This is a genomic window from Paragemmobacter amnigenus (genome assembly GCF_009908265.2).
Classification (GTDB): domain Bacteria; phylum Pseudomonadota; class Alphaproteobacteria; order Rhodobacterales; family Rhodobacteraceae; genus Paragemmobacter; species Paragemmobacter amnigenus.
The window spans coordinates 334,604-360,087 of sequence record NZ_JAAATX020000002.1 but is presented as its reverse complement, the minus strand read 5'-3'; the positions used below and the strand labels follow the sequence as shown (position 1 = coordinate 360,087).

At 67.3% G+C, this 25,484-nt stretch carries 17 protein-coding genes; 5 read left to right on the top strand and 12 right to left on the bottom strand.

Features of this window, described 5'->3' with window-relative positions; translation table 11 throughout:
* Positions 1-176: 176 nt before the first annotated feature.
* Positions 177-3,926: a response regulator gene (locus GU927_RS04135; protein WP_217765523.1), complete on the top strand. Its 3,750-nt coding sequence runs from the start codon at positions 177-179 to the stop codon at positions 3,924-3,926.
* A gap of 91 nt (positions 3,927-4,017) precedes the next feature.
* Complete coding sequence (locus tag GU927_RS04130) at positions 4,018-5,988, top strand: glucose/sorbosone family PQQ-dependent dehydrogenase (RefSeq protein WP_161761085.1); 1,971 nt, start codon at positions 4,018-4,020, stop codon at positions 5,986-5,988.
* Here the strand turns inward: GU927_RS04130 and GU927_RS04125 are convergent.
* The 11 genes from GU927_RS04125 to tpa all read right to left on the bottom strand — a co-directional run bounded on the left by GU927_RS04125 (position 5,982) and on the right by tpa (position 20,008).
* Positions 5,982-6,737 (bottom strand): SDR family NAD(P)-dependent oxidoreductase, encoded by a 756-nt coding sequence (locus GU927_RS04125; RefSeq protein WP_161761084.1) that lies wholly within the window; start codon positions 6,735-6,737, stop codon positions 5,982-5,984. The two genes, GU927_RS04130 and GU927_RS04125, sit on opposite strands and share 7 nt — an antisense overlap.
* Before the next feature lie 11 nt (positions 6,738-6,748).
* Entirely contained in the window at positions 6,749-7,576 is an 828-nt protein-coding gene (locus GU927_RS04120; protein WP_161761083.1) for a sulfite exporter TauE/SafE family protein, read from the bottom strand.
* Between the two features lie 111 nt (positions 7,577-7,687).
* Entirely contained in the window at positions 7,688-8,317 is a 630-nt protein-coding gene (locus GU927_RS04115) for a response regulator transcription factor (protein ID WP_161761082.1), read from the bottom strand.
* Positions 8,318-8,494: 177 nt separating this feature from the next.
* Positions 8,495-9,367, bottom strand: a complete 873-nt coding sequence (locus GU927_RS04110) for a dimethyl sulfoxide reductase anchor subunit family protein (RefSeq protein ID WP_161761081.1) — start codon at positions 9,365-9,367, stop codon at positions 8,495-8,497.
* Complete coding sequence (locus tag GU927_RS04105; RefSeq protein WP_161761080.1) at positions 9,367-10,104, bottom strand: 4Fe-4S dicluster domain-containing protein; 738 nt, start codon at positions 10,102-10,104, stop codon at positions 9,367-9,369. The genes GU927_RS04110 and GU927_RS04105 overlap by 1 nt, the downstream gene beginning before the upstream one ends.
* Before the next feature lie 139 nt (positions 10,105-10,243).
* Positions 10,244-13,015 carry a molybdopterin oxidoreductase family protein gene (locus GU927_RS04100; RefSeq protein WP_161761079.1) on the bottom strand — a complete coding sequence of 924 codons (2,772 nt, stop codon included), beginning with the start codon at positions 13,013-13,015 and terminating at the stop codon, positions 10,244-10,246.
* Positions 13,015-14,157 carry an acetate/propionate family kinase gene (locus GU927_RS04095; protein WP_161761078.1) on the bottom strand — a complete coding sequence of 381 codons (1,143 nt, stop codon included), beginning with the start codon at positions 14,155-14,157 and terminating at the stop codon, positions 13,015-13,017. The genes GU927_RS04100 and GU927_RS04095 overlap by 1 nt, the downstream gene beginning before the upstream one ends.
* On the bottom strand, positions 14,157-14,897 hold the full coding sequence (locus tag GU927_RS04090) for a sulfite exporter TauE/SafE family protein (protein ID WP_161761077.1): 741 nt from the start codon (positions 14,895-14,897) through the stop codon (positions 14,157-14,159). The genes GU927_RS04095 and GU927_RS04090 overlap by 1 nt, the downstream gene beginning before the upstream one ends.
* A complete protein-coding gene (gene xsc / locus GU927_RS04085) occupies positions 14,897-16,672 on the bottom strand; it encodes a sulfoacetaldehyde acetyltransferase (protein WP_161761076.1) in 1,776 nt (591 codons plus the stop codon). The genes GU927_RS04090 and xsc overlap by 1 nt, the downstream gene beginning before the upstream one ends.
* 201 nt (positions 16,673-16,873) lie before the next feature.
* The gene (gene pdxR, locus GU927_RS04080) at positions 16,874-18,334 is read right to left on the bottom strand and encodes a MocR-like pyridoxine biosynthesis transcription factor PdxR (RefSeq protein ID WP_161761075.1); all 1,461 of its coding nucleotides are present in this window, start codon (positions 18,332-18,334) and stop codon (positions 16,874-16,876) included.
* Positions 18,335-18,625: 291 nt separating this feature from the next.
* The gene (tpa, locus tag GU927_RS04075; protein WP_161761074.1) at positions 18,626-20,008 is read right to left on the bottom strand and encodes a hypotaurine--pyruvate aminotransferase Tpa; all 1,383 of its coding nucleotides are present in this window, start codon (positions 20,006-20,008) and stop codon (positions 18,626-18,628) included.
* A gap of 531 nt (positions 20,009-20,539) precedes the next feature.
* Between tpa and GU927_RS04070 the strand changes: the two genes are divergently transcribed.
* From GU927_RS04070 to GU927_RS04060, 3 genes are all read left to right on the top strand, one after another.
* Positions 20,540-21,610 carry a DUF475 domain-containing protein gene (locus tag GU927_RS04070; protein WP_161761073.1) on the top strand — a complete coding sequence of 357 codons (1,071 nt, stop codon included), beginning with the start codon at positions 20,540-20,542 and terminating at the stop codon, positions 21,608-21,610.
* Between the two features lie 104 nt (positions 21,611-21,714).
* Positions 21,715-22,500: a ThuA domain-containing protein gene (locus tag GU927_RS04065; protein ID WP_161761072.1), complete on the top strand. Its 786-nt coding sequence runs from the start codon at positions 21,715-21,717 to the stop codon at positions 22,498-22,500.
* Positions 22,500-23,564: a Gfo/Idh/MocA family protein gene (locus GU927_RS04060; RefSeq protein WP_161761071.1), complete on the top strand. Its 1,065-nt coding sequence runs from the start codon at positions 22,500-22,502 to the stop codon at positions 23,562-23,564. Before GU927_RS04065 ends, GU927_RS04060 begins: the two co-directional genes overlap by 1 nt.
* On the opposite strand, the gene GU927_RS04055 is transcribed toward GU927_RS04060, so the two are convergent.
* The gene (locus GU927_RS04055; protein ID WP_161761070.1) at positions 23,565-25,334 is read right to left on the bottom strand and encodes a hypothetical protein; all 1,770 of its coding nucleotides are present in this window, start codon (positions 25,332-25,334) and stop codon (positions 23,565-23,567) included.
* Positions 25,335-25,484 lie beyond the last annotated feature (150 nt).

Below are 25,484 nucleotides of genomic sequence, written 5' to 3'. Positions count from 1 at the left end.
TTCTGGGCGGGGCGCGCAAACCGCAGTTGATCTGCCGCAAGGCAAGACGAATTCTTCATGTTTATTTCTGTAAACAGAACCTAGCTTATCATATCGAGACCCTTCGCTTCGCTCCAACCCCGCCGCGACACCGACCGACCGAGGTTTGCATGACAAAGGTCTGGCATCCTGCCAGCTTGGCCAGATCCGCCACGGTCGCCCTTGCGGCCCTTCTCGCCAGTCCCGCACCGGCGCAGCAGGGCCAGCCGGTGGCCGAACTGGCGGACGGCCTGACCGTGGGCTTCACCGAACAGATCTCCCCCTATGTCATCGTGGACCCGACCGACCGCATCAGCGGCATCCGCGCGGAACTCTGGCAGCTCTGGTCGCGCCGCACGGGCATCCCCGTCTCCCTGGTCCATGTCGAAGCCGAAGACCTGCGCGCCGCGATGGACTCGGGCAGCATCGACCTTGTCGACATGACCAGCCCCGCCCTTGACCGCGAGGACTGGCTCGACTTCTCGCCGCAATATGCCGAGGTCAGCCTCGCCCTCTTCCACCGCACCGACATGGCGCGCCTTGTCGACATCGACGACATCCGCAACCGCCGCGTCGGCGTCACCTCCCGCAGCGCCTGCGAGGAACTGCTCGCCGCCCGCGGCATCCCGCTGGAAATCTACCCCACGCTCCACGAGCTCGGCACGGCGGCCAAGGCAGGACAACCCGCCCCCGCCATCTTCTGCCTGCCCGTCGTGGTGGGCGACACGCTCTTCTCCAGCCTCGGCATCGGCACGGTCTATACCCATACCGCCCCGATCGTCGTGGCAACCGGCCATTGGGCCGTCCTGCGCGGCAAGACCGATCTCTACGCTGCCGTGGAACAGGGCCTTTCCGCCATCCCGCCCGAGGAAATCACCGCCCTCGTGGAACGCTGGAGCGGCGAGAACCTCTCCTCCCTGCTGGGCTACTCCTCGCGCGACGTGCTGCGCCTGATCCAGACCCTCGCGCTTATGGTGGCGGTGGCCATCGCCACGGCGGCGATCCTGCGCTGGCGCCTTGGCCGCGCCATGGCTGCCCGCGCCGCCGCCGCCGATGCCCTGCGCCAGCGCATCCGCGAACAGGCCTGCCTGCACGACATCTTCATCGCCACCGAAGACATGGGCCGCCCCCTTCCGGTCATCCTTTCCGAAATGGCGCAGGCCCTGTCGCGTGGCTGCGACAGCGGCGGTCGCGCCCGCTTCCGCATCCGCCTGTACGACACGCTGCATGACGACTTCCCCGCAGGCCATACCCCCGCCTTCGTCCACCCCATCCTGATCGAGGGCGTCCAGCAGGGCGAGATCGCCGCTGCCTGCACGGGCGGCGAGAACGCCGTTCCGGCCGAGGCGCGGCTGCTGATCGAACTCGCCGCCTCGCGCCTTGCAGGGCGCAGTCTGGGTGCCATGGCCTCCCGCCGCCTCGCGCTCAGCGAAGAGAGGTTCCGCCGCACCTTCCGCCATTCCGCGCAGGCCACCGCGATCATCCAGGACGGCTATTTCACCGAAGCCAACGCCGCCGCCCTGCGGATGCTGGGCTATGGCGAAGGCGAAACCTTCGTGGGCCTCCGCCCCGACCAGATTTCCCCCGAATTCCAGCCCGACGGCCAGCGCTCGCGCGACAAGGCCGCCCTCCTGATCGCCGAGGCGCTGGAAGGCGGCAATATCAAGTTCGACTGGGAACACCTGCGGACCGACGGCAGCACCGCCCTGATCGAGGTGATGCTGACCGCCGTCGCCGATGGCGACCGCATCGACGTCTTCACCCTCTGGAACGACGTCACCGTCAAACGCCAGGCCGAGGCCGCGCTGTCGGCCTACCAGCGCACGCTGGAAGAACAGGTCGCCCAGCGGACCGAGGATCTCAGCAAGCTCTACGAGGAACTGCAGGCCATCCTCGCCACAGCCGACAGCGGCATCTGCCTTGTCCGCGACCGCGTCATCCAGACCTGCAACCCCTCCATGGCGCAGCTCCTGCTCCGCCCGCAGGAACAGCTGGTGGGGGCCTCCACCCGTATCCTGTTCAAATCGGACGAGGACTGGACCGAAGGCGTGGCCGAAGCCTATGCCCTCATCGCCTCGGGCCGGACCTTCACCGCGACCCGCGAGCTCACCCGCGGCGACGGCACCACCGTCTGGGTCAGCCTGCGCGCCACCGCCATCGACCCCGCCGATCCGGCGCGCGGCACGGTCTGGGTGATGCAGGACATCTCGAACGAACGCGCCGCGGCCCAGAACCTCGCCGCCGCCCGCGACCTTGCCGAACAGGCCGCGCGGCTGAAATCCGAATTCCTCGCGCATATGAGCCATGAACTGCGCTCGCCGCTCAATGCCATCCTCGGCTTCACGGAACTGCTGCTCGGCACGCCGCTCAGCCCCCACCAGATCGACCATATCCGCAAGGTTCAGGCCGCAGGGCGGCATCTCCTGATGATCATCAACGACGTGCTCGACCTCTCCAAGGTGGAGGCGGGCAAGCTCCGCATCGAACGCACCGAATTCCTGCTGTCCCAGTCGCTCAAATCCGCCGTCGACACGGTGGCCGCCGCCGCTGCCGACAAGGATCTCGAACTCATCGTCGATGTCGACCCTGCGGTCCCGCCCCGCCTCATGGGCGATCCGCTGCGGATCACCCAGATCCTGATGAACTACCTGACCAACGCGCTCAAATTCACCCAGAGCGGCGAAATCCTCCTTTCGGTGACAGCGGACGGGGCCGACCGCATCCGCTTTGCCGTGACCGACACCGGCATCGGCATGTCGCCCGAACAGGTCGACCGCATGTTCCAGAGCTTCAGCCAGGCCGAGGATTCCACCGCCCGCCTCTATGGCGGCACGGGCCTTGGCCTGTCCATCTGCCGCCAGCTTGCCCATCTCATGGGCGGCGAGGTCGGCGTGGAAAGCACCCCCGGTCAGGGCAGCACATTCTGGGCCAGCCTCCCCCTCGCCCCCGCCCCGCGCCAATCGGCAGGCCGCCGCACCGTGCCCCTGCGCGGCCGCCGCATCCTTGTGGCCGATGACAGCGCCCGCGCCGCCGCCGCCGCCGCCACGCTCCTGCGCGCCAGCGGGGCCGTCGCGGACACCGCCGCCAGCGGGGCCGAGGCGGTGACCGCCGCCACCGCCGCCCTGCGCGCAGGCCAGCCCTTCGACGTCATCCTGATCGACCGCACCATGCCCGAACTCGACGGCGTCGCCACCGCCCGCGCCCTGCGCCACGCGCTGGGTCTTGCGACCCCGCCACTGGTCCTCATGTCCCGCCGCGGCGGGCAAGAGGCGGTCGATCTGGCCTTCCGCGAGGGGCTCGATGACCTGATCCCCAAACCGCTGGAACGCGACGTGCTGGTCGACCGCGTCGGTGCCCTTGCCCGCGGGGCCAAACACGCGCCGCTCGCCCCCACTCCCACTGCCCGCGCGTCCCTGCCCGACGCCCCCGCGCCCGTACCCGCGCCCGTGCCCGCACCACCGCCACCGCCCGCGCCAGTCGCCACGCCGACCCCTGCCACGCCCGCCCCCGACCTGCCCTATTCTGGCCGTCAAGCGCTGGTCGTCGACGACAACCCGATGAATGTCGAAATCACCGCCGCCCTCCTGTCGCGTCAGGGCCTGACGGTCCGCACCGCCAGCAACGGGGCCGAGGCGCTTCAGGCCGTTGCCGAGCACAGCTTCGACCTCATCCTCATGGATTGCCAGATGCCCGTCATGGGCGGGATCGAGGCGACGCGCCGCATCCGCGCGCTTTCGGGCCCTGCCGCGCGGACACCGATCATCGGCCTGTCGGGCAATGCCGAAAGCGACGAACGCGACGCGGGTCTGGCGGCAGGGATGGACGACTACATCGTCAAACCCGTGCCCGCCGCAACCCTGCGCGCCCTGCTGGCGCGGATGCTGGTCCCCGACGAACCCGCGCGCTGACCTCGCGCAAGTTCCGCGCAGGTAACGCCCCCCCCGCGCAACCCTTCGCGCCGCACACCGTTCCCCCGTGACCCATGCCACGGAGGATCCCATGCCGCACCGCAGACCCGCCCCCGCAGCCGTCATCACCACCGCCACCGCCCGCACGCCACTCGCCCCCGCCGCCACCGCAATCTTCCTCGGCTGTGGCCTCGCGCTCGCCCTGTCCGCCGCCGCATGGGCGCAGGACACCCCCGACAGCGTCCAGCCCGGCACCGAAGGTTTCGACCTGCGCGTCGTGGCCGAAGGGCTCGAAGGCCCGTGGGAACTGGCCCTCGGCCCCGACGGCCAGCTATGGGTCACCGAACGCACCGGCAAGCGCATCACCCGCATCGATCCCGCCACCGGCGCCGCCACCACCCTCGCCACCCTCCCGCAGGTCGAGGCGCCGGGCGGACAGGACGGACTTCTCGGCCTCGCGCTCGACCCCGCTCTAGGTCAGGGCGCGGGGCGCGACCATGTCTATGTCGCCTATACCTATATCGACGAAACCCTCCCCGCCGACCCCACCGTGCAGGACCGCGCCAGCCCCTACCTGCACCTCTATACCAAAATCACCCGCCTCACCCTCGCCCCCGACGGCGCCACCCTGACCGACCCGCAGGACATCCTGACCGGCCTTCCCGCCTCGAACGACCACAATTCGGGTCGGCTGAAATTCGGCCCCGACGGGATGCTCTACCTGACCGTGGGCGATCAGGGGAACAACCAGCTCGGCAACTGGTGCATCCCGATCGAGGCGCAGCGCCTGCCCACACAGGCCGAAATCGACGACGCTACCTATCTCGCCTATGTCGGCAAATCGCTCCGCATCGCGCCCGACGGCACGATCCCCGTCGACAACCCCGAACTGGCGGGCGTGAAAAGCCACGTCTTCACCTATGGCCACCGCAACATGCAGGGGCTGGCCTTCGGCCCCGACGGCACGCTCTACGCCTCCGAACAGGGGCCAAAGACGGATGACGAGATCAACATCCTGCGCGCGGGCGGCAATTACGGCTGGCCCCATGTCTCGGGCTTTGCCGACAACAATGCCTATGTCTATGCCCGCTGGGCCGAATCCGAAGAAACCCCCTGCGCCGATCTGGAATTTTCCGACCTCGAAATCCCCTCGGGCGTGCCCTTCGACCGCGAAACCGACTGGAAGGGCGCCGACGCCATGACACCCCCCCTTGCCACCATGTTCACCGTCCCCTCGGACTGGACCTTCGCCGACCCCGCCTGCAAGGGCATCGACTTCATCTGCTGGCCCACCGTCGCGGCCTCCTCCATCGAACACTACCCCGCCACGGGCGGCATCCCGGGCTGGGGCAACTCGCTCCTCGTCACCACGCTCAAACGCGGCTCGCTCTACCGCATCGGGCTAGAGGCCGACGGTCAGGCGACCATCCCCCCCTTCGAACGCTATTTCCAATCCGAAAACCGCTTCCGCGACACCGCCCTCGCGCCCGATGGCCGCACAATCTATGTCGCCACCGACCCCGGCGGTCTGGCCGAGGCCCTGAACGGCGGCACCACGACCGACATGCAGAACCCCGGCGCCATCCTCGCCTTCACATGGCGCGCGGGCGGGGCGCGGCCCGACGACGGCCAGATGGTCACGGGCAGCACGACAGCCCCCGACAGCCCCGCCCCGCTGGAGCAATCCGAGGAAATCGCAACCGGCCAGTTCCTGCCCGCCACCTTCACCGAAGATCAGGTGAACGCGGGCAAGGCCAGCTACAACACCGCCTGCGCCGCCTGCCATGGCAACACGCTGCGAAACGGAACCATGGGCCCGCCCCTTGCAGGGGAAAACTTCGAGGCAAAATGGAAAACCCGCACCGTGGCCGACCTCTACGCCGACAGCCACGACCGGATGCCGCCCTCGCGCCCCGCCTCGCTGCCGGACGCAACCTATGCCGCCATCACCGCCTATATCCTGCGGGTGAACGGCACCGAACCGGGGGAACAGCCGCTGCTGACCGATCCCGACGCGCTGGCCAACCAGTATGTCATCCCGCCCGAAAAGCAGGATCAATAGGGCCAGGGCGCCTGCGAAAAGACGCCGCCATCCACCCACAGCGTCTGCCCCGTCACGAAATCCGCGGCGGACGAACAGAAGAACAGCACCGGCCCCGCGATATCGGCCGGTGTCCCCACCCGCCGCAAGGGCGTGAGGGGCGACCACAGCCCCGCGTAATCCCCCGCCTCCTGCGCCGTGCGTTCGGTGGCAATCGCCCCCGGCGCCACGCAATTGACCCGTATCCCGTGCGGCCCCAACTCCGATGCCGCCGCCTTGGTGAACTGCTCGATCCCGCCCTTGGACGCGGTGTAATCCACCAGCCTCGGGAAGGCGACCTTGTTGCACCCCGACCCCAGATTGACGACCGACCCCTTCACGCCGCCCTCGATCATCAACCGCGCCGCCGCCTGCGTGTTCAGGAAGGTGCCGCGCAGATTGGTCCGCATCACCGCATCCCACTGCTCGGCCCGCAGCTCCATCAGGCCGGCCCATGTCTGGATGCCCGCATTGTTCACCAGAACCGCGGGCGCGCATCCCGCCCAATCCGCCGCCGCCGCGTGAAAGGCGACCACCGCCGCCTCGTCCCCCGCGTCGCACTCCACCGCCATCAGCCGCCGCCCCAGCGCCGCCACCTCGGCCTCCAGCCGCGCCGCCACCTCGCCCGACCCGAGATGCGAGATCGCCACGTCATGCCCCGCCCCCGCCAGCGCCACCACCAGATGCCGCCCGATCTCGGACGTCCCCGCCGTCACCACCGCCAAACCCATGCGACCCTCCCTCAGCCAAGGATATCCCAAACGAACCGCGCGCAGACCGTCAACAGGAACAGCCCGAAAGCCGTCTCCAGCGCCCGCTTCGGCAGGCTATGCGCCAACCGCACCCCCAGCCGCGTCGTCAACAGCGTCGTGGGAATCGTCAGCGCGAAGGTCATCAGGCTCACGTAGCCCAGCGCATCCCCCGGCAGCCCGTCCTTGCCCCAGCCCGCCGCGACATAGCCGATCGTTCCGGGCAGCGCGATCAGCACCCCCACCCCCGACGCCGTGGAAATCGCCCGCCGGATGTCATAGCCGTGCAGCGTCAGGATCAGGTTCGTGATCGCCCCGCCGCCAATCCCCATCAGCGCCGACAGGAGCCCGATCCCCCCGCCATAGGCGCGCAGCACGCCCCGCGCGGGCAAGCCCTCGCGCAGCCGCCACCCCGCGCCCCCCAGCAACAGCTTGGCCGCATTCACCAGCGCGACAAAGATGAACACCAGCTGGAACACCACCGGATCGGCATGGCGCGCGATGGCCGACCCCGCCAGCACGCCCAACACCACAGGCACCGCCCAGAGCCGCAGCAGGTCCATGTCCACCGTGCCGCGCTTCCAATGCCCCCGCGCCGAATTCAGCGATGTCGGAATGATAACGGCCAGCGAGGTGCCGACTGCCATCGGCATCCGCACCTCTTCGGGATAATCCAGCACACGGAACAGCTCGAAAAAGACAGGCACCGAAATCGCGCCGCCCCCCACGCCGAACATCCCCGCCAACAGGCCGATGGCTCCCCCCGCCACGACCAGCGCCACGATCACCGGCCCCAGCGTCACCAGATCAAAGGCACCCATGCATCCCGCCCCCGCAAACGGGGTCTGCGCGCGACCCCGCCCCGTCTTAGGACCAAGCCCGCCCAAGGACAACCACGCCCGCAACCGGCAGGCGACCCCGCCCGCCCGCCGTCAGACCAGACCCGAGGTCAGCACGATCACCGCCGCATGGGTCCGGTTCGCCGCGCCCAGCTTGGTGCACAGCGTCCGCACATGCATCTTCACCGAAATCTCGCTCAGCCCCAGATCATCGGCAATGTCACGGTTCGTGGCCCCGGCACAAAGCCCGCGCAACACGTCGGATTCGCGCTTGGACAGAACGGGGTCCGCCTCTCCCGACCGCGTCTGCCGCATCGTCTCCGAGGCAGGGAAATAGGTCTCGCCCGCCACCACCAGCCGGATCGCGGCGGCAACGGCCGAAGGGCTCATCGTCTTGGGGAAATAGCCCGCCGCCCCCGCCTCCAGCGCGGCCAGCGCCCCCTGTGACCGCACCACGCCCGAAAACAGCACGACCCGCCCGCCATTCGCCGCGACCGCCCGCTCCAGCCCCGCGATCCCGGCCATGCCCGGCATGTCCAGATCCAGCAGCACCACATCGAACGGATCGCCCGCGCCGATCTCGGCCAGCGCCTCGTCCAGCGTCGCGGCATAGGCGACGGCAAACCCGCCCGACGCCTCCAGACAGGTCCCCAGCGCCTCGCCCAGCAACCGGTGGTCATCCGCGATCAGCACGGAAATGCGGTGGTCTTGCGGTCTTTTCATCAAGCGCCCCTTCCATCGCCACCCGACTGCGGCGCATGGCATCGACACTTGTTACAAATTCATTTTGATAATTATAACCTATCCTCGCGTCTGTCGCGCCCCCTGCGTCGATGCCGCGAAAGTCCGAAAAGCGCGGGCCGTGGCAACCTTTGGCCCCGCCCCTATTCCAAAGGATGATCAGCCCGCGCGCCGCCCGTAATACAGCCCCACCACATGCTCGGCCTCGGCAAAGAACAGCCAGCGATGCGCCAGCGCCCCCAGAAGATGCGCCCCCGCCGCCAGCACCCCCGCCGCAGGCCCGGGCACGAAGGCCAGCGCCAGCGCGGGCAGCATCACCGCCGCCACCATGGCGATCATCCGCACCCGCGCCGCATGCTTGCGCCCCACGGAGAAGATCATCTCGCGCATCAGGTAGTTGCCCCCCGTATGCGGCTGCTCGAAGACCGACACCCGCCCGATCCGGCCCAGCCCCGTCGCCGTCTCCATGCTCGACCCCGCCGCCGCGAACCGCCCCGCGCCGCCCTGCCACTGCACCGCCATCAGCACACCCAGCACGCAGAGCGCGGGCAGCCCGAAGACCGCATTCCCCGCCAGCACCAGCCCCCCCGCAACCGCAAAGGCCAGAAACACCGCCGGCGTCGTCCAGTGGTGCCAGCGCGGCACGCTCCGCAACTGGGCATAGATCATCGACGTGCAGAATACGGTCGCGACGCAACCCACGGCCCCCGCGATCCCGAACCCGCGCCCCCAGCCAAAGCCCAGCCAATCCGACAGCGCCTGCGGCGCCAGCAGCCCCAGCGTCACGACAGACGCCCATCCCTCGCGGCTCAGCCAGCTCGTCCGCCACTGGGTAAAGGCCAGCAGCGCCCGCTGCGGATTGCCCAGATGGAAGGTCGACGCCACCAGCCCCGCCACCGCCAGCCCGTATCCCAGCGCCCAGAGCGCAAAGCCCGTCCAGCCTGACGCGCCGAACAGCCCCATCAGCGCCAGAAACCCGAAGCCCATGCCCGACAGCACGGTAAAGACAATCACCGACGGTGCCGGATGCATTAGAACCTCCCCAAAACGCGGTCCAGCCATCCGGCCAGCCCCGTCGCCCTGATATCCAGAAGCGGCGCCAGCAGCGACGCCTCCTCGGGCCTGTCCTTCTTCCGCGGCGGCAGATAGCGGTTCACCGGCTTCGTCCCCAGCTCGGGCATCAGCGCGAACCCCTCGCGCTCGGCCACCAGACGGCTCACCGCGCTGTCCGGATCGCCCAGATCCCCGAAATGCCGCGCCCCCGTCGGACAGGTCCGCACGCAGGCGGGCTGACGGTCCTCTTCGGGCAGTTCCTCGTTATAGATGCGATCGACGCAAAGCGTGCATTTCTTCATCACCCCCGCCGCCTGATCCATCTCGCGCGCGCCATAGGGGCAGGCCCAGGCACACAACCCGCAGCCGATGCAGGCATCCTCGTTGACCAGAACGATCCCGTCCTCGGCCCGCTTGTAGCTGGCCCCCGTCGGGCAGACGGTGACGCAGGGCGCATCCTCGCAATGCAGGCAGGACCGCGGGAAATTGACGATTTGCGCCGCATTATCATCAGGTTGCACCGCATAGCTGTGAACGCGGTTCAGGAAGGTGCCCGAAGGATCGGCGCCATAGGGGTCCTGATCCGACAGCGGCGCGCCATAGCCCTGATCGTTCCAGCCCTTGCAGGCCGTCACGCAGGCATGACAGCCCACGCAGGTATCAAGGTCGATCACCAGACCCAGCTTCCTGTCGGTCTTGGGCGGCAGGCAGGTCATGCCGCACCCCCGTTTTCTGACACAGAAAACGGCGCGGAATTTGACGCAAATTCCGCCGACCCACCACCTGCGCCCCCGAATTCTGCGTCAGAATTCGGCGCGATTTCTGCGTCAGAAATCGCCTTCCCGAAGCCAGTCCTCACGCCCGCCCCCTCCCCTTCGGCACCACGCGCGGCAGCACAGGAAACACGGGCTCCGCCACCTCCCGCGGCCCCACCCGCTCCACCCGCACGCGCAGGTCGAACCACGCCGCCTGCCCCGTCACCGGATCGGAATTGGAAACCCGCCCCCCGCCCGGCAGCACCTCGGAAATCAGATGGTTCAGCAGGAACCCCTGATTGGCCTCCGCCGCCCCCTCGTCCAGCGCCCATGCCCCCCGCCGCTTGCCGATCGCGTTCCAGGTCCAGACCGTATCAGGGTTCAGCGCCGCCATATGCGCCACCGGCACCACGATCTGCCCATTGGGCGACGTCACCCGCGCATAATCCCCTTCGGCAAAGCCCTGCCCCTCCCAGATCGCGGTCGGGACATACAGGTAATTCTTCCCGTGAATCTGCCGCAGCCACGCATTCTGGCTGCCCCAGCTATGGTACATCGCCATCGGCCGCTGCGTGATCGCATGGACCGGATAGCCCTCCGCCGCCTCCTCCCCGAACGGGGGGTACCAGACCGGCAGCGGGTCCATCGCCACCTTCAACCGCGCGCGCAGATGGTCGGGCGGTTGCAGGAACCCGTGCCCCTCGGCCGCCAGCTGGAACTTCCGCATCGGCTCGGACCAGATGGAAAACAGATAGGGCTGCGGGCTTTCATAAAAGGACGTCGCCACCGCCCAATCCTGATAGGCCATGTTCCACGGCTTCATATAGGCTGCCCCCTCGGGCACATGCGCCTGATAGAAGCCGCCATTCTCGATATACCGCGCCAACTGGTCGGGGTTCGCCTCTCCCCGCCCCTCTGCCGTCCCGTCCGCACCACGGAACCCGATCAGCGGCCCCACACCGGGCCTGCGGATATGGTTCACGATGTAATCCGCGTAATCCCTGAACTTCGCGGACCCGTCCTCCGTCACCATCCCCGGCAGGCCCAGCCGCACCCCAAGGTCCAGCAGCACCGACTGGAACCCCCGCACGTCACGGTCCGGCTCCACCACCGGCCAGCGGATCGCATCCCCCGCCGCGTCCGGTTCGGAAATCGGGCGGTCCAGCAGGGAAATGCAGTCATGCCGCTCCAGATAGGTCGTGTCGGGCAGGATCAGGTCGGCATAGGCCACCATCTCGGACGCATAGGCATCGGAATAGATGATGCGCGGGATGACATATTCCCCGTCCTCGCCCCTGTCCGTCAGCATCTCCATGACGCGGGCCGAATTCATCGACGAATTCCACGACATGTTCGCCATATACAGAAACAGCGTATCCACCTTGTAGGGATCGCCCGCATGGGCATTGGGGATGACCATATGCATCAACCCATGCGCGGAAAACGGGTTCTCCCAAGTGAAGCCCTTGTCGATCCGCCAAGGCGTCCCGTCCTCCTTCAAGGCCAGATTCTCCGGCCCCCGCACATAGCCCAGATGCGGCCCGCTCAGGGGTTTCCCCGGCGCCGCCACGAAATGCGGCGTGGGATGCGCCTCCACGGGTTTCGGATAAGGCGGCTTCAGCCGATAGCCCCCCGGAACCTCCACCGTTCCCAGCAGGATCTGCAACAGATGCAGCGCGCGCGCCGTCTGGAACCCGTTGGAATGCGCCGAAATCCCCCGCATCGCGTGGAAACTGACAGGCCGCCCCGTCATCCCCTCATGCCGATCCCCCCGGAAATCCGTCCATTCGACAGGCAGCTCGAACGCCTCATCGAACGCCACCCGCGCCAGCTCCGCCGCCAGCGCCCTGATCCGCCCCGCAGGCACGCCACAGCGCCCCGCCACCGCCTCTGGCGCGTATTCCTCCGACAGATACCGCTCCGCCATATGCTGGAACACCGTCCGGTGCCCCTGCCACACCGCGCCAAGGTCCGGCTGCACCCCCGCCCCGTCCCAAGGCGCAGGCATCCCCGTCCGCTTGTCGATCACGAAGGGCTGGCTTTCCGCATTCTTCAGGATCAGCCCCTTGTCGGGCCCCTCCGTGCCATTCACCAGCAAAGGCGCATTCGTCCACCGCGCCAGATAGTCGAGGTCGATCTTCCCCGCCTGCAACAGGCAATGGATCAGCGACAGGATCAGCAGCCCGTCCGTCCCGGGCGTGATCCCCACCCATTCATCGGCCACCGCATTGTACCCCGTCCGCACGGGGTTCACGCCGATGACCTTCGCCCCCCGCGCCTTGAGCCGACCTATGCCGATCTTGATCGGGTTGCTGTCATGATCCTCGGCCACCCCGAACAGCACGAACAACTTCGTATGCGCCCAATCCGGCTGCCCGAATTCCCAGAACGCGCCCCCGATCGTGTAAATCCCCGCCGCCGCCATGTTGACGGAACAGAAGCCCCCATGCGCGGCATAATTCGGCGTGCCGAACTGCTGCGCCCACCACCCCGTGAAACTCTGACTCTGATCCCGCCCCGTGAAAAACGCCAGCTTCTCCGGCGCCTCCTCGCGCAGCGGCTTCAACCACGAAACCGCCGTCTCCAGCGCCTCGTCCCAAGTGATCTCTTCAAACGCCCCCGACCCGCGCGGCCCTACCCGCCGCAAGGGCGCGCGCAGGCGCGACGGCGCCGTCACCTGCATGATGCCGCTCGCCCCCTTGGCACACAGCACCCCCTTGTTCACCGGATGGTCGCGGTTCCCCTCGATATAGGTCACCTTCCCGCTGGTCAGATGCACATTGATCCCGCAGCGGCAGGCGCACATATAGCAGGTGGTCTTTTTCACCTCGTCCGACACCTTGGGCGATGTCTCGACCTTCGGCTGCCCCATCACGCCTCTCCCGCCATCACCTGCATGGCCTCCATCGCAATCTGCCGCTCTTCCTCGGCCGCCACGATCCGCACCGCGACCCGCGCCCCCGCCGGATGCAGCGCCAAGGCCCCCGCCCCGTTCGCCGCCTCGTCGAACTCTACGCCCAAAAATCCCAGACCGTGCAGGATTTCCGCCCTGACACCCGCGTCATTTTCCCCGATGCCACCGGTGAAACAGACCGCATCCACCCCGCCCATCGCCGCAGCCAGACTGCCGCCATGCCGCACGGCCCAGTAACAGAAATGCGCCACCGCGAACCGCGCCGCCTCCGTCCCCGCCCGCCGCAGGGCCCGCATGTCCGACGCCCCGCCAAGGCCCAAAAGCCCGCTCTCGCGGTTCAGGATACGCCCCGCCCCTGCCACCCCGAACACCTCGGCCAGCCGCAGCACCGCATTGCCGTCAATCCCCCCCGCCCGCGTCCCCATGGTCAGCCCGTCGAGCGGCGAATACCCCATCGTCGTCGCCACCGACCGCCCGTCCAGAATTGCACAGGCCGACGCCCCGTTGCCCAAATGGAACGCAAGAACCCGCCGCGGCAGCCCACCACCCCCCGTTTCCTGCACTTTTCGAACAAGCGACGCGTAACTGATCCCGTGAAACCCGTACCGCCGCAGGCCCAGCGCCTCTGCCTCCGCAGGCAGGGCATAGCGCGCCGCGACCTCTGGCATCCCCGCATGGAAGGCCGTGTCGAAACTGGCAAACTGCGGCAACTCCGGCACCAAGGCCGCCACCGCCCGCATCCCCGTCAGGTTCGCCGGATTGTGCAGCGGCGCCAGCGGCACGCAGGCCTCCACCTCCGCCATCACCGCCTCGGTCACGCGGCACGGCGCCACCAGCGCCGCCCCCCCATGCACCACACGATGCGCCGCCGCCCGCAGCGAGGCGACGGGAACCCCCGCCTCCTCCATCCCCTCGAAACACAGCGCCATCGCCGCCGCATGGGACGCCACCACCCGCGCCCCCTGCAACGGCCCGATCTCCACCCGCGCCTCGGCCCCGCCGATCTCGGTCACGCGCCCCGCCAGCACCTCGCGCAGGGCGTCATCGAACACCGCCACCTTCAGGCTGGACGACCCCGCATTGACCACCAGCACCGACATCAGATCACCGCCTTCACCAGCCCCATCCCCGCCAGCCCCGCCAAGAGGAGGATGGCAAAGCGCCGGAAATCCTGCGGATCGGTGTTCAGGAAATGCCGGCTGCCCAGCCAGTTGCCAAGGAAGGTCAGCGGCAGCGCGATCAGCGACGCCCACAGCGTGTCCCACGTCACCAGCCCGTGCCACCAGTAAAGCGGCGCCGAATACAGGTCCAGCAAGGGGAAATAGGCGATCAGCGTCGCCCGGAACACCGCCGCCCGCATCGGCTGCGCCGCGAAATAGGCCGCGATCGGCAGCCCCCCCATCCCCGGCGCATTGGCAAGGCCCGACACCACCCCCATCACCAGATTGGACCCGCCCCGCGCCTCGCCCGCCAGCCGCCATCCGGCCAGCAGCACGAAACACATGGTCAGGACATAGGCCGAAATCACCGCCCGCGCCGCATCCTCGGATATCCCCGTCAGCGCCCAGAGACCCAAGGGAAGACCCACCGCAGCCCCTGCCAGCAACAGCCCCACCCGCCGCCAGTCCACATCCGCCGACACGCCGCGCGCCGCCTGCACGGACATCGCGGTTTCAAGGATGACCACCACCGCCACCATATGCAGCGGGTTCATCACCAGAGAGGATGCCGCGATCACCATCGCGGAATAGCCGAACCCCGAATAGCCGCGGATGAAGGCGGCGACCAGAACCGCCACCCCCATCCAGACCGTCCCGATCAGGGACAGGTCAAAGGGCATCACACCACCTGCGGACGCATATCCGCCTTGGAAATCCCCGCCACGGCGACGGGCTTCTTCATCGCATCGCGGCGGAAGGGCTCGCCCAGTTCCTGATTGATCATCGCCTCGATCAGGGTGGTCTTGCCATGGACCATCTGGTCCTCGATGGCGCGGGCCAGCGCATCGCGCAGCCCCTCCATCGTCCGCGCCTGCACACCCTGCAACCCGCAGGCCTGCGCGATCCCGGCATAGCTCACATTGTCGTTCAGCTCGGTCCCGATGAAATTGTCATCGAACCACAGCGTGGAATTCCGCTTCTCCGCCCCCCACTGGTAGTTGCGGAAGACGACCATGGTCACCGCAGGCCATTCCGGCCGCCCGATGGCCGTCAGCTCCGTCACCGCGATGCCGAACGCCCCATCCCCGGCAAAGCCCACGACCGGCACATCCGGGCAGCCGATCTTCGCCCCCACGATGGCGGGCAGGCCATAGCCGCAGGGCCCGAACAGCCCCGGCGCCAGATATTTCCGCCCCGCCTCGAAGGTCGGATAGGCATTGCCGATCGCGCAGTTGTTCCCGATATCGGACGAGATGATGGCTTCCTTCGGCAGCGCGCTCTGGATCGCCCGCCACGCCATGCGCGGGCTCATCCAGTCCGGCTTCGCCGCCCGCGCGCGCTCGTTCCAGCTGGTGCCCGGATCGTCATCCTCGTGATCCATCGACGCCAGTTGCTGCGCCCAGCGGCTCTTGGTGGTGGAAATCAGGTCCAGCCGCTCCTTCCGCCCCGCCTCTCCGGCAGAGGCGGACAGCTTGCCCAGAATCCCCTCGGCCACCTTCCTGGCATCCCCCACGATGCCGACCGTGACGCGCTTGGTCAGCCCGATCCGCGCGGGGTTGATATCCACCTGGATGATCTTGGCCTCCTTGGGCCAGTAATCCAGCCCATAGCCGGGAAGGGTGGAGAACGGATTCAGCCGCGTCCCCAGCGCCAGCACCACATCGGCCTTTTGGATCAGCTCCATCCCCGCCTTGGACCCGTTATACCCCAAAGGCCCCGCAAACAGCGGATGGCTGCCCGGAAAGGCGTCATTGTGCTGATACCCCACGCAAACGGGCGCCCCCAGCCGCTCTGCCAGCGCCATCGACGCCGGAATCGCCCCGCCGATCACCACCCCCGCCCCGTTCAGGATCACCGGAAACTTGGCAGAAGACAGCAACGCCGCAGCCTCGGCAATCGCCGCCTCGCCCCCCGAAGGCCGCTCGAACTCCACCACCGCGGGCAGGTCGATGTCGATCACCTGCGTGAAGTAATCGCGCGGCATGTTGATCTGCGCCGGTGCCGAATGGCGCTTGGCGTTCAGGATCACACGGTTCAGCACCTCGGCCACGCGCGACGGATCGCGCACCTCCTCCTGATAGCAGACCATGTCCTTGAACAGGGCCATCTGCTCCACTTCCTGGAACCCGCCCTGCCCGATGGTCTTGTTCGCCGCCTGCGGCGTGACCAGCAAGAGCGGCGTGTGGTTCCAATAGGCCGTCTTCACCGCCGTCACGAAATTCGTGATGCCGGGCCCGTTCTGCGCGATCATCATGCACATCCGGCCACTGGCGCGGGTGAACCCGTCCGCCATCATGCCCCCCGACCCTTCATGCGCGCAGTCCCAGAACATGATCCCCGCCCGCGGGAACAGGTCCGAAATCGGCATGAAGGCCGACCCGATGATGCCGAAGGCATTGTCGATGCCATGCATCTGCAAAACCTTCACAAAAGCCTCTTCCGTGGTCATCCGCATGGGTCGCTCTCCGTCTGTCTGCACCGCACGCCGCACGGCGCGCCTTGCCCCCGTTCTACCCGCCCCTCCGCGCCCCCCTTAGGGCCAGACCGACAGGCCGCTTAAGTCCAGATCGCCCGCCCGCATTTTCCGTCCGCAAATATCCCCGGGGGGTGAATTGGCCGCAGGCCAAGAGGGGGGCAGGCAGCCCCCCTCGCCCGCTCAGACCTCGCGCATCGCCCGGGCCACCAGCGCGATCCCCTCGGGGATCTTGCCCAACGGGATCGAACTATAGGCCAGCCGGTAGAAATTCCGCCGCTCCGTCCCGGGGTGAAAGAACACCCGCCCCGGTTCGATCAGCACCCCCTGCCCCCGCAGCCGCAGCGCCAGCGCCTCGGTATCCACCGCTCCGGGGGCCTCCATCCAGAAGGACGACCCGCCAAAGCCCCCCTGCCCCGCCACCTTCAGCCCGTGTTCCGCAATCGCCTCCTCCATCGCCTGCCGCCGCTTGCGGAAGGCCGCCTTCATCCGGTTCACCAGCGCGTCGTAATGTCCAAGGCTCAGGAAATACGCCGCCGTGCGCTGCACATGCCCCGGCGGATGGCGCAGCACCTGCGCCCGCAGCGCGCGCGCCTCGCGGATAAAGGGCGCAGGCCCCACCAGCCAGCCCAGCCGCAACCCCGGAAACAGCGATTTCGAGAAAGACCCCGCATGCACCACACGCCCGCCGGTATCCAGGCTCTTGACCGACGGTGACACGGGTTTCAGGAAACTCATCTCGAACTCGTAATCATCCTCCACCACGATGAACCCCCGCTCCTCGGCAGCCCTGAGCAGCGCCTCGCGCCGCGCCACGGGCATGGTGGCATTCGTGGGGCTCTGGTGGCTGGCCGTGGTGAAGACCACATCCACCCCCCCGGGCAGCGCCTCCACCACCAGACCGCCCTCGTCCACCGGCACGGGCGTCACCCGTGCCCCCGCCTGCGCCACCATCGCGCGGAAGCCGGGATAGCCCGGGTTCTCCACCACCGCATGCCCGCCCGGACGCAGCAGCACCTGCGCCGCCAGCCACAGCGCGTTCTGCGCCCCCATCGTCACCAGCACCTCGTCGGGCCGCGCATCGATCCCGCGCCGCGGCAGGATGTTGCGCAGGATATATTCGATCAGCATCGGATCGTCGCTTTCATAGCGGTCCGCCGTCAGCGTCTCGAACTCCCGCCGCCCCAGCGCCTGCAACGCACACAGCCGCCAGTTCTGGTGATCGAACAGCGCAGGGTCCGCCTGCCCGTAGATGAAGGGATAGGGAAAGCCGCGCCAGTCCTCGGGCCGCTCCACCCGCTCCATCCCCGAAAAGCGCCGCCCCGTCACCGCCTCCCAGTCGACCGTCCCCGCCGCCCGCGGCGCGGGGCGGAAGGCGGGCTGCACCGGCACGCCTTCGCTGACGAAATAGCCCGACCTCCCGCGCGAGGTCAGGTAATCCGACGACACAAGCTCGGTATAGGCCAGCGTCACCGTGATCCGGCTGACGCCCAGATGCTCGGCCAACCCGCGGGACGAGGGCATCTTCTCCCCCGCGCGGAACCGCCCTGACAGGATGCCCTCGGCCACCATCTGCCGGATGCGCTGCTGCAACGTCCCGCTACCGCCTTGCGGCAGAAAGAAACTTTCGACCGGAATCGCCATCTGGCCTTATCTCCCCCCGATCTGGCCATAAGGCGCGCGCCTGCTGCGGGCGTCAAGGCCGGCCGCACCGGCGCAGGGGGGCTGTCTGCCCCCCACGGCCCTGCGGGCCTCCCCCCGAGAGTATTTTTCCCGAGATGAAGCCCATGGCCTTTTCATGTGGCCCCTTCATTTCGGCCCAAATACCCGAAACCTCCCGGGGCCGGCGCGCGTCCCGCGCGCGGGCGAGACAAAAGCAATGCGCGGCCCCCTCTTCAGGGGGCCGCGCATATCAAACTTGCCGACAGGTCAGGATCAGCCGAAGACGCGGGTCAGCGCGGCATCGATGGCGCCCGTGATGTGGTCGATATCGTCCTTCGTGGCGATCAGCGCGGGCGACAGGCACAGCGTGTTGTTCAGCCCGGGCAGGCTGCGGTTCGTCGCCCCGATGATGACGCCCTGCGCCATGCAATCGGCCACCACGGCCTGCACCTTCTTCTCGTCCGCCGCTTCCTTGGTGGCCCGATCCGCCACCAGTTCGGCGCCAAGGAACAGCCCCTTGCCGCGCACGTCGCCGATGACCTTGTGCTTCTCCATCAGCGCCTGCAGGTTCGACAGGCAATAGTCGCCCATCTTCACCGTATTCTCCAGCAGACCCTCGCGCTCGATGATGTTCATGTTCTCCAGCGCCGCCGCAGGCCCGCTGGTGCAGCCCCCGAAGGTCGAGATGTCGCGGAAATAGCTCATCGGATCGGTCGGGTCGTCCTTGAACATGTCAAAGACCCGCTCGGTCGTGACCGTGCAGGAGATGGCGGCATAGCCCGAGGCCACGCCCTTCGCCATGGTCACGAAATCGGGCTGGATGCCGTAATGCTGATAGCCGAACCACGTCCCCGTCCGGCCCACGCCGCAGACGACCTCGTCGATGGCCAGCAGGATGTCGTACTTCTTGCAGATCTCCTGAACCCGCTCCCAATATCCCTTCGGCGGGACGATCACGCCGCCCCCTGCCGTCACGGGTTCAAGGATCAGACAGCCCACGGTATCGGGCCCCTCGCGCAGGATCACCTCCTCGATGGCATCCGCCGCGCGCTCGCCATAGTTCTCCACATCCCATTGCTTGCGGTATTCAAGGCAATGGGGCACGCGGACGAACCCGTCGGGGAAGGGCCCGTACTGCATCGCGCGCTGGTCCTGACCGGCGCTCGCCAGTGCGGCGATGGTCGTGCCGTGATAGTCGCGGTCGCGATAGAGGATCTTCCACTTCTTGCCGCCGTGGTGACGGTGCGCGATCTGGCGCACCATCTTGTAGACCTTCTCGTTCGCTTCCGACCCCGAGTTGGAATAGTAGACCCGGCTCATCCCAGGCATCTTCTCGATCAGCCGCTGGGCAAAGATCGACCCGGGCACCGATCCGGCAGCACCCGCAAAGTAGTTCATCTTGATCAGCTGGTCGCGCACGGCATTGGCGATGCTCTCGCGGCCATAGCCCACATTCACCGTCCAGACGCCACCGGACACGGCATCGATATGCTCCTTGCCCTTGGCATCCCAGACCTTCATCCCCTTGCCTTCGACGATCACGCGCGGATCGACGCCGGTCTCGTATTGCTTGTGCTGGCTCAGGTGGTGCCAGACATGGGCGCGGTCGGCCTCGACCACCTCGGAAATGTCATTGAACCGGTCCAACCCTTCCATGGGCGCGTCCTTTCCTGAAATGCATCCGGCCCCGCAGACCAGCGGGGCGTTGGGCGCATAATCCCCCAGCGCGGCCCGCGCCGATAGGGCCAGAGGCCATATCGCCATAAGGCCAGATGCCCCGCGGGCCCACGTGACTCGCCCCCTCCGCCGCATGGTTAACGCCCCGTCACCGTTCGCTGCGTGCTGACAGGGTGCGGTACAGCCGCCTGCACAGGAAACGGACAACTGCGGCGGGCCGGAACCGGCGGGTTCACACAGCGTTCGCAAGGGGTTACGGGAAGGCGGGCAGAAATCGTTTGATTTTCATATCCGAACCCGTATGTACGACCCCAGCCGCGCCCCGATCCGGGGACGGGCGAAACCCTGGTGACCGGGCCCCTCTGGCGGACGTCCTGCGACGCGTCCGCGATGTCGGCACCTTGTGGAAACAGTCGCAAGGACCTGACCGACCCGCCGGACATCCACGACGCACCCCTTGCGCCGCGCCTCCGCCCGTCTGCCATCTCCGCCTCAGGCAAGGGACTTCCCATGACCCCGACCACCCAGAAATCCACGCTTCAGTATTTCACCTGGGCCTTCATCGTCACCGCCGCCGGCCTCGCCCTTGGCGCATGGCTTGGCTGGCAATCGACCGGCACCCTCTCGGGGATGCTGTCGATCTTCTTCATCTGCTGCGTCCTCGCCGTCCTCGAAATCTCGCTCTCCTTCGACAACGCCATCGTGAATGCCAACAAACTCAAGGACATGCGCCCCGAATGGCAGCGTGCCTTCCTGACCTGGGGCATCCTGATCGCGGTCTTCGGGATGCGGATCGTCTTCCCGCTGCTGATCGTCGTGATCGCCGCCAATATCGGCCCGTGGCAGGCCGTCGTCCTCGCCTCCACCCAGCCCGAGGAATACTCGCGCATCATGCACGAAGCCCATCTTCCCATCGCGGCCTTCGGCGGGGCGTTCCTCATGATGGTGGGGCTGACCTACTTCTTCGACGCCGAAAAGGACGTCCACTGGGTGCACTGGCTGGAACGGACGGTCGCCTCCACCGCCACCATCCGCGGGGTCGAGGTGGGGGTGGTCCTCATCACCATCCTCGTCTTCTCGAAGTTCCTGCAAGGTGCTGAATCCACGGCCTTTGTTTCGTCGGCCATCTACGGCCTCGTCACCTTCCTCGTGGTGGAAACCGTGGGGGGCCTTCTGGACAAGTCGCAGGAAACCATGTCGGCGGCGGCCAAGGGGGGCTTGGGTGCCTTCCTCTATCTGGAAGTGCTGGATGCCTCCTTCTCCTTCGACGGGGTGATCGGCGCCTTTGCCTTGTCGAACAACCTCTTCGTCATCGCCATCGGCCTTGGCATCGGGGCGATGTATGTGCGCTCCATGACCATCATGCTGGTGGAAAAGGGCACGCTGGCCCAATACCGCTACCTCGAACACGGGGCCTTCTACGCCATCCTGATCCTGTCGGTGATCATGTTCTGCCAGACGCTGGTCCACATCCCCGAAGTCATCACCGGCCTTGGCGGCGCGGCCCTGATCGGCCTGTCGCTCTGGTCCTCGATCCGCTGGAACAGGACCAATTCGGACATGGCGCTCGATCCGCGCTGACCAAAGCGATTTGACCGCAACAAGACCTCTGCCGCCCCACGAATCCTTGACAGTCGCGGGGCGGCGGCCCTAGCCCTTCCAAAGCGCTTTCAAGGGAGGGGCCAATGGCAATCCGCGTCACCGTCTGGGGCGAGAACGTCCACGAACGCAAGAACCGCATCGTCGCGGAAATCTATCCGAACGGGATGCACGCCACCATTGCCGAGGCGCTGGACCGCGACGCAGGCGTCACCGCCACCACCGTCACCCTGCAAGACCCCGACCACGGCCTGACCCCTGCCAAACTGGCCCAAACCGATGTCCTGATCTGGTGGGGCCACGCCGCCCATGGCGAGGTGCAGGACGAAATCGTCGACCGCGTCTGCGATGCCGTCTGGTCCGGCATGGGGATCATCTTCCTGCACTCCGCCCATTTCTCCAAACCTTTCAAGCGTTTGATGGGCAGCCCCTGCAACCTCACATGGCGCGAGGCGGGCGAACGCGAACGGCTCTGGCTCACCTCCCGCAACCACCCCATCGCGGCAGGACTTCCCGACAGCTTCGAGCTTGAACACGAAGAGATGTATGGCGAACCCTTCGGCGTGCCGGAACCCATGGAAACCGTCTTCGTGTCGTGGTTCCAGGGGGGCGAGGTGTTCCGCTCCGGCCTGACCTACAGGCGCGGCGCGGGCAACGTGTTCTACTTCCGCCCGGGCCACGAAACCTATCCGACCTATCACGACGCCAATATCCAGCGCGTGATCCTGAACGCGGTGAAATGGGCGCATAACCCCGCCGCGCGGATCGCAGATCCGAACGCCGCGCCCAACGTGCCGGTCGATCAAGCCCCTGAAAAGATACAGGAACGCGGCCCCCGCCTGCATCAGGCCGGCGAGGAAGGGTTCCGCTGATGTCTGACCCGAAACCCGTCCGCCTGCTGATCCTCGGCACCGGCGGCATGGCCGGCAACCATGCCGAAAGCTTCGCCGCCATCCCCGGCGTCACCCTCGTCGCGGGGGTGGACACCCGCCCCCAACAGCTCGCCGCCTTCTGCGACCAGCACCACATCCCCCACCGCTTCGACAACCTCGACGCCGCCCTCGCATGGGGCGAGTTCGACGCCGTCACCAACGTCACACCTGACGCCGCCCACTACCCCACCACCCTGCCGCTCCTGCACGCGGCCAAGCATGTGCTCTGCGAAAAACCCCTTGCCACGAACGAAGGCCACGCGGCCGAGATGGCAGAGCTCGCCCAGCGGGCGGGGGTCGTGGGCATGGTCAACCTGACCTACCGCAACGTTCCCGCCCTGCAGAAGGCCGCCGAAATGGTGGCAGAAGGCGCCATCGGCACCGTCCGCCATTTCGAGGCCTCGTACCTGCAAAGCTGGCTCACCCAGCCCGCATGGGGGGCGTGGAACGAACAGGCGCAATGGCTCTGGCGGCTGTCCACGGCCCACGGGTCCAAGGGCGTGCTGGGCGACGTCGGCATCCATATCCTTGATTTTGCGACCTATATCGCCGGTCTGGACGTGGCCGAGATGTCCTGCCGCCTTGCCACTTTCGACAAGGCACCGGGGGGCCGGATCGGGGATTACGTGCTGGATGCCAATGACAGCGCCACGATGCAGTTGCGCCTGTCGAACGGCGCACTGGGAACGGTTGCCGCCACCCGCTTTGCCAGCGGCCACCTGAACGACCTGCGCCTGCGGCTCTATGGCGACCAAGGCGGGCTGGAGGTCAGCTTCGAGAACCGCATCTCGCGCCTCTCCGCCTGCCTTGCGCCCGATCTGGAAACCGCCCGCTGGACCGAAATCCCCTGCCCGCCCGTCCCCACCGTCTATGACCGCTTCATTGCGGCAATACGGGGCGAAGGGCCCGCGACCCCCGACTTTGCCCGTGGCGCGGCGCTGCAACGCCTGCTCGACCGCGCGGAACACTCCGCCGCCGACGGCGCGCGCGCCCTGCCCGTCTGATCAAAGGCCGAAAAGGAACAGAAGCGGCATCAGCGCCAGCGCAAAGCCGCCTTCGCCAGCCCCGCCGGAGTCGTGATGCACGACTTCGGAATCCGCATGGGTCACGCTGTCCGGCTCGGGCTCTTCCATCGGCACCACGGGCAGGTCGGCCATCTGCGAATGCAGCATCACCTGCGGCCCGCCACCGGCCAGTTCGTCGGGCGTCCATTCCGGCCCGATCTGCAGTGTCGGCGCTTCGGTGAACGTGGCAATCTCGGCCGCACCGGCAGCCGTCTTGGCAAAGGACAGCCGGATCACCTCGTTGGGCGCGGAGAAGCCGACCTCCACCGCCCCGTCCATCACCACCGGCGTCACGGCCTGACGCACACCCAGCGCAAAGGTCCCCGCCTCGGGCGTTTCGTCCACCTCCGAATTGTCGGCAATGCCGAAACGGGCCATCCAGTCATCGGGTGTCCGCGCCGTCAGGCTTTCGGCCGTCACCTGCCGATAGACCGACCCCAGACCGGAAAGCTTCAGCGTCACCCCGTCAGGCGGAGTGGAATCCGCCGACAGGAAGATCACCAGCTTGTCATCATTCTCGAACCCGTAGGTCCAGATCTCGTCCGCGCGGTCGTTCTGCAGGTTGATCGACAGCGACCTTGTCCCGCCGATGCTTTCGGCCATCATATCAAGCATTTCCTGCCCGATGAACTTCTGCGCGACGCCCGATCCATCCTCCAGCGACAGCCGCCCCGGGTGGATCATGTCGGTCCCGTGGGACGAGGCCGCGACCATCCCCTCGGCCCCGTATTCCGACATCATCTCCAGCAGCAGGCGCGGATGCTCGGCCCCGTAGTCGCGCAGGCCAAGCTGTTGCTGCCAGAAAGTCTCGAACCCCGTATGGGTGCGCGCCTGCAGGTCCACATCCCGTGCGGACAGAGTGCCCCCCGCGGCTTTGTCTGCAGCCAGAAAGTCACGCAGCGCCTCGTCCCGCGTGTAGGACCCCACACCGTAGGCGCTCAGGAACAGGTCCGGCCCGTCGCCGCCAAGCTCTGCCGCATCCATGCGCCAGGCCTCGATCACGGTGTGGAACTGGTCCGCGCCCTTGTCCACACCCGTGGCGTTGAAGGCAAAGCGGTGATGAACGATCTGGTCCACCTCGACCAGCGCATCATCGGACAGCTGGTCGCGGATGATCTCGTCATCGGCCAGCGTCCGCCCCGCCTGTACCGCGATCACAGGGTCAAGCCCGATCAGGTTGACCGCCGGATTGTTCAGCGCTGCGGACAATTCTTCCATGTAGACATTGGCGATGTGGCCGTAATCCCGCGCCTCGGTCGCTCCGACGGGGAAGTTCACGTAATACTCGCTGCCGATCTCGAAGATTAGGTCCGACGGAGCCGCGCCATACTGGCCCGACAGAAGATCGCCCATGAAATTGCGGATGTCGGCCCGAAGCAGGGCATCATTGCCCACATAGCGCGCCGTCGGAAGGATGATCGCAAGGGCAGCCCCCTGCCGGTCGGCAAGGTCGAACATCTCGGCCAGCCCGGGGCGGTTCTCGCCCGGGTTGAACAGCCCGTCAAAGCCCAGCCCGTAGCGGCTCTCGGCCGTTTCCGAAAGATAGCCGCCCGGCCAGGTGATCAGCCCCGTCCCGTTCCCACCAAGCTGCTCTTCGAAGCGGTCGAGGCTTCGAAACCCCGTATACCGCGACCCGAACATCGCCTCGCTCCAGAGATGGCCCGTTTCTACCGCCGCCATCCCGCCCGTCTGTACCGTAAGCACCGTCATGACCGACCCTCGCACAGGGAGCCATTCTGGCCCCTCTTGCGACCGGAGGTTGCGAATTCCGTGCCCGCGCAGACCGCGCCCGCCCAATGTCCCGCCACGACCCATCCGGAAGTCGAGCCAACCAAGACAAACGCGTCCCCGCGCGCCACC